This window comes from Rubrivivax soli, assembly GCF_049810355.1.
Classification (GTDB): Bacteria; Pseudomonadota; Gammaproteobacteria; order Burkholderiales; family Burkholderiaceae_C; genus Rubrivivax.
Map to the genome: position 1 here is coordinate 3,705,368 of NZ_CP187368.1, position 12,895 is coordinate 3,718,262.

The 12,895-nt window shown below is 74.3% G+C and carries 12 protein-coding genes; 4 read left to right on the forward strand and 8 right to left on the reverse strand.

Features of this window, described 5'->3' with window-relative positions; all coding sequences use genetic code 11:
* Window positions 1–5 precede the first annotated feature (5 nt).
* From ACPOLB_RS16925 to ACPOLB_RS16935, 3 genes are read right to left on the reverse strand one after another with little or no spacing between them, the layout of a single operon-like run.
* The gene (locus ACPOLB_RS16925; protein ID WP_425257192.1) at window positions 6–848 is read right to left on the reverse strand and encodes a PhzF family phenazine biosynthesis protein; all 843 of its coding nucleotides are present in this window, start codon (window positions 846–848) and stop codon (window positions 6–8) included.
* On the reverse strand, window positions 845–2,017 hold the full coding sequence (locus ACPOLB_RS16930; RefSeq protein ID WP_425257193.1) for a PLP-dependent aminotransferase family protein: 1,173 nt from the start codon (window positions 2,015–2,017) through the stop codon (window positions 845–847). Before ACPOLB_RS16930 ends, ACPOLB_RS16925 begins: the two co-directional genes overlap by 4 nt.
* A gap of 55 nt (window positions 2,018–2,072) precedes the next feature.
* Entirely contained in the window at window positions 2,073–2,957 is an 885-nt protein-coding gene (locus tag ACPOLB_RS16935; RefSeq protein WP_425257194.1) for a DMT family transporter, read from the reverse strand.
* Window positions 2,958–3,053: 96 nt separating this feature from the next.
* On the opposite strand from ACPOLB_RS16935, the gene ACPOLB_RS16940 reads away from it, so the two are divergent.
* Both ACPOLB_RS16940 and ACPOLB_RS16945 read left to right on the forward strand, forming a co-directional pair.
* A complete protein-coding gene (locus tag ACPOLB_RS16940) occupies window positions 3,054–4,511 on the forward strand; it encodes a PLP-dependent aminotransferase family protein (protein WP_425257195.1) in 1,458 nt (485 codons plus the stop codon).
* Window positions 4,512–4,609: 98 nt separating this feature from the next.
* Window positions 4,610–5,368, forward strand: a complete 759-nt coding sequence (locus ACPOLB_RS16945) for a hypothetical protein (protein WP_425257196.1) — start codon at window positions 4,610–4,612, stop codon at window positions 5,366–5,368.
* Here the strand turns inward: ACPOLB_RS16945 and ACPOLB_RS16950 are convergent, their stop codons facing one another.
* Genes ACPOLB_RS16950 through ACPOLB_RS16970 form a run of 5 tightly spaced genes read right to left on the reverse strand, consistent with a single transcriptional unit; the run spans window position 5,369 to window position 10,991 of the window.
* Complete coding sequence (locus ACPOLB_RS16950) at window positions 5,369–7,261, reverse strand: ATP-binding cassette domain-containing protein (RefSeq protein WP_425257197.1); 1,893 nt, start codon at window positions 7,259–7,261, stop codon at window positions 5,369–5,371. It lies immediately after the preceding gene.
* 34 nt (window positions 7,262–7,295) lie between these two features.
* Window positions 7,296–7,880: an outer membrane beta-barrel protein gene (locus tag ACPOLB_RS16955; protein ID WP_425257198.1), complete on the reverse strand. Its 585-nt coding sequence runs from the start codon at window positions 7,878–7,880 to the stop codon at window positions 7,296–7,298.
* Window positions 7,877–8,851 (reverse strand): questin oxidase family protein, encoded by a 975-nt coding sequence (locus ACPOLB_RS16960; protein WP_425257199.1) that lies wholly within the window; start codon window positions 8,849–8,851, stop codon window positions 7,877–7,879. Before ACPOLB_RS16960 ends, ACPOLB_RS16955 begins: the two co-directional genes overlap by 4 nt.
* A 2-nt stretch (window positions 8,852–8,853) precedes the next feature.
* Window positions 8,854–9,810 (reverse strand): glutathione synthase, encoded by a 957-nt coding sequence (gene gshB / locus ACPOLB_RS16965; protein ID WP_425257200.1) that lies wholly within the window; start codon window positions 9,808–9,810, stop codon window positions 8,854–8,856.
* A 17-nt stretch (window positions 9,811–9,827) separates the two neighbouring features.
* A complete protein-coding gene (locus ACPOLB_RS16970) occupies window positions 9,828–10,991 on the reverse strand; it encodes a benzoate/H(+) symporter BenE family transporter (protein ID WP_425257201.1) in 1,164 nt (387 codons plus the stop codon).
* Between the two features lie 148 nt (window positions 10,992–11,139).
* On the opposite strand from ACPOLB_RS16970, the gene ACPOLB_RS16975 reads away from it, so the two are divergent.
* Both ACPOLB_RS16975 and ACPOLB_RS16980 read left to right on the forward strand, forming a co-directional pair.
* Window positions 11,140–11,529, forward strand: coding sequence for a hypothetical protein (locus ACPOLB_RS16975; RefSeq protein WP_425257202.1), 390 nt, complete (start codon window positions 11,140–11,142; stop codon window positions 11,527–11,529).
* A gap of 69 nt (window positions 11,530–11,598) precedes the next feature.
* Window positions 11,599–12,882 (forward strand): efflux RND transporter periplasmic adaptor subunit, encoded by a 1,284-nt coding sequence (locus ACPOLB_RS16980; protein WP_425257203.1) that lies wholly within the window; start codon window positions 11,599–11,601, stop codon window positions 12,880–12,882.
* The last annotated feature ends 13 nt before the right edge of the window (window positions 12,883–12,895 follow it).

A 12,895-nucleotide genomic window follows, 5' to 3' on the forward strand; every position in this document is an offset into this window, starting at 1 on the left:
TCCTTTCACAGTGCCACCTGCCCGTCGATGCAGGGCGTGACGTCGCCGCCCACCCACACCGTGTCGCCTTCGGCCTGCAGGTGCACGCGGCCGGCGCGCCGCATCGCCGTGCCCTGTGCCGCCACGTAGCCGGCGGGCGCGAGGCCGGCGCCGATGAGCCACTGCGCCAGGCTGGCGTTGAGGCTGCCGGTGACCGGATCTTCGTAGGCACCGTTGCCGATGAAGGCGCGCACCTCGAAGGCGGCGTCGTGGCCGGCGTTGCTGCCGGCCCCGTGCGGCCCCACCACGCCCAGCTTCAGGCTGCCCAGCGCCGGCCAGTCGGGCTGCAGCGCCAGCACCTGTTCGGCGCTGGCCAGCAGCACCGCGCACCAGCCGGGGCCGTTGTCGACCCACTGGTGCTGCACGATGTCGGTCTCGGCGATGCGCAGCGCGGCGGCGATCTGCGTGCACAGCGCGGCGTCGAGCGGGCCGCTGCGGCGCAGCGGCGGTGCGGCGAAGGCGAGTCGTGTGCCCTGCCTGCGCACCCGCACGAGTCCGACCTCGCACTGCTGCACCACCATGCCGGCGTCACGCGGCACGCCGCCGGCCGCCAGCCAGGCCCAGCAGCTGCCGAGCGTGGGGTGGCCGGCGAACGGCAGTTCGCCGCCGGGCGTCCAGATGCGCACGCGGTAGTCGGCGCCGGGGTCGGTGGGGGGCAGCAGGAAGGTGGTCTCGGACAGGTTCGTCCAGCGCGCGAACGCGGCCATCGTGGCGTCGTCGATGCCGTCGGCGCCGTGCACCACCGCGAGCGGGTTGCCCCGCAGCGGCACCGCGGTGAAGACATCGACCTGGTGGAAGCGGCGGCTCATGCCAGCGCCCGGCGCAGCACGCCGGCCAGCGCGGCCACGCCGGTCGCGATCTGCGCCGGCGGCACGGTGACGAAGCTCAGCCGCAGCGTGTTGGCGTGGCCGCCCGAGTCCGCGAAGAACGGCGCGCCCGGCACGTAGGCCATGCCCGCCTCCACCGCCAGCGGCAGCAGCGCCGTGGCGTCCAGCTGCGGCGGCAGCGTGACCCAGAAGAACATGCCGCCCACCGGCACGTTCCAGCGGCATCCGGCGGGCATGTGGGCGTCGAGCGCCGCCCGCATCGCGTCGCGCTGCGCCTGGTAGCGGGCGCGGATGGTGGGCACGTGCCGGTCGAGGAAGCCGTCCTTGATGACCTCGTGCACCACGCGCTGGTTGAAGCCCGGCGTGTGCAGGTCGGCGGCCTGCTTGGCCTGCAGCAGCTTGGGGTACAGCAGCTTCGGCGCCACCACGTAGCCCAGGCGCAGACCCGGCGCCAGCACCTTGCTGAACGAGCCCAGGTAGACGGCCTGCGCGCCCAGGCGGGCGCTGATGGGCGGCGGCGGCGGGGCGTCGAACCACAGGTCGCCGTAGGGGTTGTCTTCCACCACCGGCAGGCCGATGGCCAGCGCCTTGTCGGCCAGGGCCAGGCGCCGGTCGGCGCTCAGGCAGCGCCCGCTCGGGTTCTGGAAATTCGGCAGCAGGTACAGGAAGCGCGCGTCGCGGGCGGCGTCCAGGCCGGCGGGCAGCGGGCCCTCGTCGTCGCCCTCGACCGCCACGAAGTCGGCTTCGTAGGGGTTGAAGGCCTGCAGCGCGCCCAGGTACGTGGGCGACTCCACGGCCACCGTGCTGCCGGGGTCGATCAGGACCTTGCCCACCAGGTCCAGACCCTGCTGCGAGCCGGTGGTGATGAGCACCTGGTCGGCGTCGACCTGCAGGCCCTGCAGCTGCATCTGCGCCGCCACCCACGCGCGCAGCGGCGCGTAGCCTTCGCTGGCGGCGTACTGCAGCGCCTCGCGCGGGGTGTCGCGCAGCACCCTGGCCGTGGCCTCGGCCATCGCGGCGACCGGGAAGCTGTCGGCCGACGGCAGGCCGCCGGCCAGCGAGATGATGCCGGGGCGTTCGGTGATCTTCAGGATCTCGCGGATCGTCGACGGGTTCAGCCGCTCGGCGCGGCGGGCCATCGTCCAGCTCATGGTGTGCCTTTCTGGCGGGAGAACCCCGCAGTATCCGGTCAAAGAAGAAGGGGGGTCAGGCCGGCCTGCCGACCGGCATGTGCCGGCCGGCCGCGACCACGGCGATCACGGCCAGCGAAAACAGCAGCGTCAGCGGCTGCAGCGTCTCGCCCAGCACCGGCACCGCGAACAGCAGCGCCAGGAAGGGCTGCAGCAGCTGCACCTGGCTCACGCGCAGCACGCCGCCCAGCGCCAGGCCGCGGTACCAGGCGAAGAAGCCCAGCCACATCGAGAACAGCGCCACGTAGCCGAACCCCAGCCAGGCCGCGCCGCTGGCCGGGGCCTGCGGCCACAGCGCCAGCGCCACCGGCGCCGTGAACGGCAGCGACAGCACCAGCACCCAGCAGATCACCTGCTGCGCCGGCAGCACCGCCGACACGCGCGCGCCGGCCACGTAGCCCACCGAGGCGCTGGCCACGGCCGCGAGCAGCAGGCCGTCGGCCGCGACCAGGCCACCGCCGCCCGACCACGCCGCGAACCCCAGCACCAGCGCGCAGCCCAGCAGCGCACAGGCCCAGAAACCGAGCGACGGCCGCTGGCGCAGCGCCAGCGCGGCGACCACGGCCGTGCCCAGCGGCAGCACGCCCGTGACGACGGCGGCATGCATCGCGTCCACGTCGCGCAGCGCCAGCGCCAGGAACAGCGGGAAGCCGACCACGGTGCCGGCCGCGCACAGCGCCAGCGCCGGCAGGTGCCGGCGGGCCGGCCGCGGCGCGCGCACCGCCAGCAGGTAGGCGATGCTCAGCAGCCCCGCCAGCGCGGCGCGCCCGGCGGTGACGAAGCCCGGCGGCAGCTGCGGCGCACCGGCGTCGCCCACCGCCAGCCGCGTCATCGGCAGCGTCATCGCGAAGATGACGACCCCCAGGGCGCCGAGCAGGAAACCTTTGCGTGCATCGTCCATGCGGCCAGTCTAGAGGCCGTCGCCAGTACAGGACCGGTACACTTCACTGCACAGATCGCACTGCTGTATTGCCCGCCACGCCGGTACAGGACACCGATGCCCAACGCCGCCACCGACCCCCCGCTGCTGCCCGGCGCCGCCGGCTCCACGCTCACCGAGCAGCTGGCGCAGCGCTTCGCAGAGCGCATCGTGCAGCGCCTGCTGCCGCCGGGCGCGCGCCTGCCGTCGGTGCGCGCCTGCGCGCAGCGCCACCAGGTCAGCGCCAGCACCGTGGTCGGTGCCTACGACCTGCTGCAGGCGCAGGGCCTGGTGGTGGCACGGCCGCAGCGCGGCTTCTTCGTGCGCGAGGCGGCTGCTGCGGCACCCGCGCGGGCCCGTGCGGGGGGCGCGGCGGCGCAGGCCGCACCGGCGCCGCTGCCTGCGCCGGTGGACGCCACGGCGCTGATCCGCAGCATGTTCCAGGCGCAGGGCGGCCGCCACGCGCCCGGCATGGGCACGCTGCCCGAGGACTGGCTCGACGCCGGGCTGCTGCAGCGCGCGCTGCGCCGGGTCAGCAGCCCGGAGGCAGCGGCCGGCTGGCTGCGCTACGGCGACCCCGCCGGCGACGCCGGCCTGCGCGCCGCCCTGTCGCGGCGGCTGGCCGACCTGGGCGTGCGTGCCGGCCCGGGGCAGATCGTCACCACCGTGGGCGCCACGCACGCGCTCGACGTGGTGGCGCGCACGCTGCTGCGGCCTGGCGACGCGGTGCTGGTGGACGAGCCCGGCTGGGCGGTGGAATTCGCGCGGCTGGCGCACGCCGGCATGCGCGTGCTGCCAGTGCCGCGTGGCCAGGGCGCCGACGGCGGGCCCGACCTGGCGGTGATGGAGGCGCTGCTGCGCGCGCACCGGCCGCGGCTGTACGTGACGGTGTCGGTGCTGCACAACCCCACGGGCTGTTCGTTGTCGCCGGCGGCGGCCCACCAGGTGCTGCGGCTGGCCGAGGCGCACGACCTGACGATCGTCGAGGACGACACCTACGCCTGGCTGGCGCCGCTGCACGCGACGCGGCTGGCGCAGCTGGACGGGCTGCGGCGCACCGTCTACGTCTCGGGCTTCTCGAAGATCCTCACGCCGCAGTGGCGCATCGGCTTCCTGGCGGCGCCGCCGGCGCTGGCCGAGCGCTGCATCGACACCAAGCTGCTGGGCACGCTGAGCACGCCCGGCCCGCTGGAGCAGGCCCTGGCGGCGCTGCTGGACCAGGGCAGCCTGCGCCGCCATGCCGAGCGCGTGGTGCAGCGGCTCGACGCCGCGCGGGCGCGCACCGAGCGCCTGGTGCGCGAGGCGGGCTACGCCTTCGTGACGCCGCCGCAGGGCCTGTTCGGCTGGATCGATGTCGGCACCGACACCGAGCGCCTGTCGGCGCAGCTGCTCGACGAAGGCTGGCTCACCGCGCCGGGTGCGCTGTTCCACGCCACGCGGCGGCCGAGCGCGCTGATGCGCGTGAACTTCGCCACCGCGCAGGACCCGCGGTTCTGGCGCCGGCTGCGGGAGTTGTCGCCTCCCGCGGCGGGTTAGCCCCCCGGGCAGGCGGCTGGCGGCCAACCTGCAACAAGGCGTACCATCCGCCTTTGATCGAAAAGCAGGGCCGGGCCACGAGCCGGGCACAGCCTGACATGTTCGAATCGACACTGCCGGTCGGCGCGCCCGACCTGATGCGCGTCAGTGCCTTCCAGCGGTACCTGGAAGAAGCCGTGCCCCTGGGCGATGCCGACGCGGGCAGCAGCCGGCTGTCGGCGCTGAGCCCGTCGCTGATGCAGGACCTGCTGCGCTTCGAGCAGGGCCGCGGCCCCGGCGACGGCCTCGAGCTGCTGGAGGTGATGGCCGCCTGCGTGCGCCACGGCTGCAGCCTGCTGCTGCACCTGCAGGACGAGACCCGGGTGCTGCCGCTGACCGTGTTCCCGAACGAGCGCCTGGTGCACTGCCCGGTGCCGATGGAGCAGCTGCTGGCGGCGCGCCTGACCGAACTGCGCGTGCTGCACGTGGAGCGCGCCGTGCTGCACGCCCCGGGACACCCCGACCGCGCGCTGGTGGGCGAAGCCGCGCACTATGCGCCGCTGGGCCCGCTGCTGTGGGAACTGGCGCTGCGCGGCGCACGCGAGGAACTGCTGCCGGAGATCGCCGGCAACACCGCCTACCGCATCGCCCCGGGGCTGGAACTGCAGGGGCTGAACCTCAGTGGCTCGCTCGCCGCGGCGGTGCAGCGGCTGCAGCGCGCCACCACCAACCTGCGCGAGATCAGCGACTGGCCCGGCTTCGACCGCGCCCGCGCGATGCGCATGCTCAACGGCCTGTACCTGCAGGCTGGGCTGATGGTGACGCGCACGCACCCGGCGGCCACCAACGACGGCTGGTTCAGCGGCGGCAACCGCTGATCAGCGCGCGCCCAGCAGTTCCCAGCGCTCCAGCGCTTCCAGCAGTTCGGTCTCGATGGCGTCGTGGCGCGCCTGCAGCGCGGCCACGTTCTGCGGCTCCTTCACGTACAGGTCGGCGCTGGCCAGCCGGGCGGCGATCTGCCGCTGCTCGGCTTCCAGCGCCTCGATGCGGCCGGGCAGGGCGTCGAGCTCGCGCTGTTCCTTGTAGCTGAGCTTGGTCCGCGGCGCGGCCGGCCGGGCCGCGCCCGGTGCGGCAGCGGCCGGGGCGGCAGCCGGTGGGGCGGCCGGGGCCGCCAGCGCACGCGCGCGGGCGCGCTGCGTCTTCCAGTCCTCGTAGCCGCCTTCGTATTCGCGCCACAGCCCGGGGCGCCCGCCGAACGCGGGGTCGCCTTCCCAGGCGATGGTGCTGGTGACCACGTTGTCGAGGAAGCGCCGGTCGTGGCTGACGAGGAACACCGTGCCGGCGTAGCCCTGCAGCAGGTCTTCCAGCAGGTCGAGCGTGTCGATGTCGAGGTCGTTGGTGGGCTCGTCGAGCACCAGCACGTTGGCCGGCAGCGCGAACAGCCGTGCCAGCAGCAGGCGGTTGCGTTCGCCGCCCGAGAGCGTGCGCACCGGCGAGTTCGCGCGCTCGGGCGAGAACAGGAAGTCGGTGAGGTAGCTCATCACGTGCTTGCGCTGCGTTCCGGTCTCGATCCACTCGCTGCCCGGGCTGATGGTGTCGGCCAGCGTGGCGTCGAGGTCCAGGCCTGCGCGCAGCTGGTCGAAGTACGCCACCTGCAGCTTCGTGCCCTGGCGCACCGTGCCGCGCGTGGGCTGCAGTTCGCCGAGGATCAGCTTCAGCAGCGTCGTCTTGCCGGCGCCGTTGGGGCCGATGAGGCCGACCTTGTCGCCGCGCAGGATGGTGGCGCTGAAGCCGTCGACCAGCAGCTTGTCGCCGTAGCGCATGCCCACGTCCTTCAGCTCGGCCACGATCTTGCCGGTGGGCAGCCCGGCGTCCACCTCGAGCCGCACCTGGCCCAGCGTGTCGCGCCGCGCCTGGCGCTGTTCGCGCAGCTTCACCAGGCGCGCCACGCGGCCCACGCTGCGCGTGCGGCGTGCCTCCACGCCCTTGCGCACCCACACCTCTTCCTGGGCCAGCAGCTTGTCGGCGCGGGCGTTGGCCAGCGCCTCGTTGGCGAGTTCGTATTCCTTGGCGGCCTGGAAGGCGGCGAAGTTGCCGGGGTAGCTGCGCAGCTGCCCGCGGTCGAGCTCGACGATGCGCGTGGCCACCGCGTCGATGAAGGCGCGGTCGTGCGAGATCAGCACGAGCGCCCCGCGCCACCCGTTCAGCAGCTCCTGCAGCCACTCGATGGCGTCGATGTCGAGGTGGTTGGTGGGTTCGTCGAGCAGCAGCACGTCGGGCGCGGCCACCAGCGCCTGCGCCAGCGCCACGCGCTTCTTCGTGCCGCCCGAGAGTGCGTCGACCTGGGCCTGCGGGTCCAGGCGCAGGCGCTGCAGCGCCTGCTCGACGCGCTGCTCCCAGGTCCAGCCGTCCAGCGCCTCCAGCCGCGTCTGCAGGGCATCCAGGTCGTCGCCCGGGGCGTGCTCCTCGTAGCGCTGGCGCAGCGCGCGGGCTTCGGCCACGCCTTCGGCCACCGCGTCGAAGACGCTGATGCCGGCGGCGAACACGGGTTCCTGGGCCACGTAGACCCGGCGCAGGCTGGTCTGTGCCTGCACGAGGCCGTCGTCGGGCTTGTCCAGCCCGGCGAGGATCTTCAGCAGCGAGGACTTGCCGGCGCCGTTGCGGCCGATCAGGGCCAGGCGCTCGCCGGCCTCCAGCGACATGGCGGCGCCGTCGAGCAGCGGCACGTGGCCGAAAGCGAGGTGGGCGTCGGTGAGGGAAAGCAGGGCCATGGGGGCGATTGTCCCCCGGGGCCCGTGCGCGGCGTCAGAACTCCAGCCGGACGCCCGCGGTGAAGGCGCCGACGTTGGCCTCGTCGCCCACCGACTCGAAGCGCGTGCTGTCCCAGTTCAGCGCGAAGCGCGCCGTCGGCGTGACGGCCCACGAGGTGCCGATGCCGACGTAGGCGCTGGTGGTGCTGTCCTTGCCGAGATCGACCGAGATGCCGCCGACGCTGCCGCCGGCACGCGATTCGACCCGCGCCACGCCCAGCCGCAGCGCCAGGTCCCAGCGCGGCGACAGCGGCAGGAAGACGACCGCGCCGACGCCGGCCATCGACGACTTCAGGTCCACCGCGACCAGGCCGCTGCCCGGCACGTCGACCGTGGCCTTGGCGGTGCCGAAGTTGGTGTACAGCGCCTCGACGCCGATGCCCGCGGCGCTGCGCCAGCCCAAGGCGGCGCGCACCGCGCCGGCCTCGTTGTCGCAGGTGCGCGTGCCGGCGCAGTCGATGTCGTACGACGAGAAGCCGGCGCCGACCGCGAGGTACAGGCCGGTCTGGGCGTGCGCGCCCGTGTGCGTGGCCAGGCCCAGCGCCAGGCCGGCCGCGAGTGTGTGCAAGGTCTTCTTCATGCGAGGTGCTCCCTGGGGGTGTGGTCTGCCACAGCCCGGGATGCTGCCCGCTGCCAGGCGTCGCCGCCATAGGCCTGCGTTTCTTCGCGGCAGCTGTCCACCAGCTTGATGAGGTGGTCGTCGTCGGACTGCAACGCCGTGGCCACCAGGGTGTCCCAGGGCAGCGGCTCGGCCGGCGTGCCGCGCCGCGCGCCGCTGGCGTGCAGCGCCGCCGTGTACGCGATGACGTAGTCGTCCACCGCCAGCAGCAGGGCTTCGTCGCCGTGCTCGGCCAGATGCGGCAGCAGCGTGCGCAGCGCGTGCGCGCTCGTCACGAGGTGCAGCACGGTGAAGTCGCCGCTGGCGGCGTACAGCAGCGCGGCGTCGTGCGCCAGGCGCTGCAGCGTGCCGGCGTCCAGCGCCACCGCGTCCACCGCCGCCGCAAAGCCGGGTGCTGCGGCAGCGCGCTGCATCGCCTCGAAGATCAGGCCGTGGTCGGTGGCGGGCGGCGTGCCGTCCAGCGGCAGGTGGCGGCAGGCCCAGTACGCCAGGGCGTCGGCCAGTTCGTCGGCGTGGCGCGCCTGCAGCGCGTAGGCGGTGCGGATGAGGCCGTGGAAGGCCGCCGCGCCGCAGCCCTGCATCAGCTGCGGCAGCGCCTGCGTCAGCACGTCGCTGCCGTCGTGTTCGAGCCACTCGCGGAACAGGCCGCGGTAGGCCGGCCAGGCGTCCGGCTGGCCCAGCCGGTCGGGCCAGGGTTCGCCGCTGGGCCAGGGCACGGGCGCGGCCGCGGGCTGCAGACGCGTGGCGTAGGTGCGGGCGAACGCCTGCAGCCGGGCGTCGTCTGCCCCCAGGCGCTGCAGCGCCGCCAGCGCCATCGGCAGGTGGTTGCTGAGGCCGCCGCGGTACTCGGCGTCGAACCGCGTCGCGCCGTCGAGCAGCGCGTAGAGCACGCTGCCGGCGTGCCCGGTGGTGTCGTCGTCAGGCACGTGCATGCTCAGGCCAGCGCCGATTCCAGCGCGTCGATGAAGCGGCCGGCGACGTCGAAGCCGGTCTGCGCCGCGATCTCGGCGAAGCCCGTGGGGCTGGTGACGTTGATCTCGGTCAGGCAGTCGCCGATGATGTCCAGCCCCACCAGCAGCAGCCCGCGCGCGGCGAGGATGGGCCCCAGCGTCGAGGCGATCTCGCGGTCGCGCGCGCTCAGCGGCTGCGCCACGCCCTTGCCGCCCACGGCCAGGTTGCCGCGGATCTCGCTGCCCTGCGGAATGCGCGCCAGGCAGAACGGCACCGGCTCGCCGCCGATCACGAGCACGCGCTTGTCGCCTTGCGTGATCTCGGGCAGGTACTTCTGCACCATCAGCGTGGTGGCGCCGCCCCGGTTCAGCGTCTCGATGATGCTGCCCAGGTTCATGCCGTCCGGGCCGACGCGGAAGATGCCCATGCCGCCCATGCCGTCCAGCGGCTTCAGGATGATGTCGTGGTGCTCTGCGTGGAAGCGCTTCACGTCGGCGGCGTCGCGCGTGACCAGCGTCGGGCCGATGCACTGCGGGAACTCCAGGATCGCCAGCTTCTCCGGGTGGTCGCGCAGCGCCGCGGGCTTGTTGAAGACGCGCGCGCCCTCGCGCTCGGCCTGCTGCAGCAGGTGCGTGGCGTAGAAGTACTCGCTGTCGAAGGGCGGATCCTTGCGCATCAGCACCGCGTGCACGCCGTTCAGCGGCTGCGGGCGTTCGTCGGGCGCCTGCTGCGCGGCGCGGAACCAGTCGTGCGCGTCGCCGGTGAGCGTGATGTCGCGCACGAAGGCCGTCACCGGTTCGCCGCGCTGCCAGCGCACGTCCTGCGGGCCGCAGGCCATCAGCCGGTGGCCGCGCGCAGCGGCCTCGCGCATCATCGCGTAGGTGCTGTCCTTGTACGTCTTGAAGCTTTCCAGCGGGTCGGCGATGAAGAGCAGATCCATGGGGCGTCCGGCGGGGCTCAGCGAGAGGGCCGCCAGTGTTGCACAGCGAGCGCCAGCGCGCCGGCGACCACGCCCCAGAAGGCCGCGCCCACGCCCCACAGGCTCAGGCCGCTGGCGGTGACGAGGAAGGTGATCAGCGCCGCCTCGCGGCTCCTCTCGTCCTTCGTCGCAGTCGCCAGGCCGCTGCCGATGGTGCCCAGCAGCGCGAAGCCGGCGACCGCCAGCACCAGTTCCTTCGGGAAGGCGGCGATCAGCCCCACCACCGCGCCGGCCAGCAGTCCGGTGACGACGTAGAACAGGCCCGCCGCCACGGCCGCCACGTAGCGCCGGCGCGGGTCCTCGTGGGCCTCGCGGCCCATGCAGATGGCCGCCGTGATGGCCGCCAGGTTCAGTGCGTAGCCGCCGAACGGCGCCAGCACCAGGGAGGCCAGCCCGGTCACCGTGACCACCGGAGAGACCGGCGTGTCGTAGCCGTGCGCGCGCTGCGCCGCCACGCCGGGCAGGTTCTGCGAGGCCATCGTCACCACGAACAGCGGCAGCGCGATGCCGATCGTTGCCGCCAGGCTGAACTCCGGCGGCGTGAACACCGGCGTCGCCCATTGCCAGTCGATGCCACCCAGCGCCAGCTGCCCGCGCGCCGCGGCGATGGCAACGCCCACTGCCAGCACGCCGGGCACCGCGTAGCGCGGCCACAGCCGGCGGCCCAGCAGGTAGGCCAGCAGCATCGTGAAGACGAGCGAGAACTCGCGCTGCAGCGACGCGAAGGCGTCGATCGCGAAACGCGCCAGCACGCCCGCCAGCAGCGCCGCGGCCAGCGCCTGCGGGATGCGGTCCATCACGCGGGCGAACAGGCCGCTGGCGCCGGCCGCCGTGATCAGCAGCGCGCAGACGATGAAGGCGCCCACCGCCTGCTCCATCGGCACTCCGACGCCGGCCGTCACCAGCAGCGCCGCCCCGGGTGTCGACCAGGCCGTCAGCACCGGCTGCCGCATCCACAGGCTCAGGCCGGCGCTGGTCAGGCCCATGCCCAGGCCCAGGGCCCAGATCCACGACACCGTCTGCGCCGGCGTGGCGCCGAGCGCTGCGGCGGCCTGGAACACGATGACGACCGAGCTCGTGAAGCCCACGAGCACGGCCACGAAGCCGGCGACGACCGCGGGCAGCGACAGGTCCTTCCACATGGCCGGGAGTATCGCTGCCGGTCCGGCGTCAGAACTCGTGGCCGCGCGCAGTCACGGCCTGTCGCACTTTGACGCGGTTGGAGCGTGCCGCAGCCCGCGTGCTGCAGGTCCAATCGGGGCACTGCACGACAACCTGCTGAGGAAGCCGATGACCACCGCCCGCGAACGCCCGCCGAACCGCCTGCCGGCGCTGCTGGTCGGCGTGACCTTCGGGCTGTTCGCGGTGGGTGCGCTGGCCACGGCGCTGATGCTCGAAGGCCCGGGCGCCGCGCTGCCGCTGGACGACAGCGAGTCGGCCTACGTGCTGGCCACGGCGCCGGCGCTGCGGCCGGCGCAGGCCATGCTGCCGGTGGCCGACTGCGCGCCCTGCGGCGTCGTCGAGTCCGTCGTCAGCCTGCAGGGCGGCAGTGCGCGCTACCAGCTGGTCGTGCGCCTGCCCGACGGCAGCCTGCGCAGCATCGCCAGCAGCAGCGCCGTCGGCATCGGCCAGCGCATCAGCCTCGACGGCGTGCCGCCTGCGCACGCCGCGTCGCTCTGACGGGCCTGCCCGCCGCGCCTTGACGCGGCGCACGGCGGTGCCGCCGGGCCGGGTGCCACAATCGTCCGCGTGGTCGATCGCAGCTCCGGCAAGTTCCTGATTCCCCTGATCCTGCTCGTGGCGCTGGTGCTGGCCCTGGTTGCCTGGGCCGTCTGGCGTGCGCCGCTGCGCGCCGCGCTGCAGGTGCAGGCCGCCCCGCTGGTGCGCACGCTGCAGTTCTCGGCCCGCGTGGCCACGCCCTCGCGGGTGGAGCTCGGCAGCACCGTCACGGCCCGCGTGCGCCGTGTGCTGGTGGACGAAGGCGCGGTCGTGCAGGCCGGCCAGGTGGTGCTGGAGCTGGAAGACGACGAACTGCGCGCTGCACTGCTGCAGGCCCAGGCCGGCGAGCAGCAGGCCGTGGCGCGCCTGGCGGGGCAGCGCAGCAGCGGCCGCAGCACCGTGCAGGCGGCGCTGGCGCAGGCCGATGCCGTGCTGCTGGCGGCGCAGGCCGAGCTGCAGCGCACGCAGGACCTGGTGGCGCGTGGATTCCTCAGCCCGGCCCGGCTGGACGAAGCACGCCGGGCCGCCGACGTGGCCGCGGCGCAGCGCAACAGCGCGCAGGCGCAACTGGCGGCCAACGCCGAGCAGGGCAGCGACACCGTCCAGGCCCAGGCCCAGCTCGCGACCGCGCGCGCCGCCACGCAGGTGGCCGCGGCGCGGCTGTCGCAGGCCGTGCTGCGGGCGCCGGCTGCCGGCCAGGTGCTGCTGCGCGCAGTGGAGCCGGGCCAGATCGTGCAGCCCGGCAAGCTGCTGCTGACGCTGGCGCTGACCGCGCCGCCCGAATTGCTGGCGCAGGTGGACGAACGCGAGCTGGAGCAGCTCCGTGCCGGCCAGGTCGCCAGCGTGGTGGCCGACGCCTACCCCGGCCGGCGCTTCGCGGCCCGCGTGCTGCGCATCGCACCGCTGGTCGACGCGCAGCGCGGGGCGGTCGAGGTGACGCTGGCGCCGCAGCCGCCGGTGCCCGAGTTCCTGCGCGAGGACATGACGCTGTCGGTGGAAGTGGAGACCGCGCGCCGCGACCGCGCCCTGGTCCTGCCGCTGTCGGCGCTGCGGTCCGGCGACACCGTGCTCGTGCTGCAGGACGGCCGCGCCGTCGCGCGCCCGCTGCGCCTGGGCCTGCGCACGCTGCAGGCCGTGGAGGTGCTGGACGGCCTGGCCGCCGGCGACGTGGTGCTGGTGGACGCTGCCGCCACGGACGGCAGCCGCGCGCGGCCAGACTTCGCAACCGCAGCCGCAGCGGCCGCGACCACGCCGGCGGGCGCACGCTCGCGCGACGACGCGGGTGGCGCGATGGGCAGCGCGATGGGCCGCTGAGCCGGCACCCGCA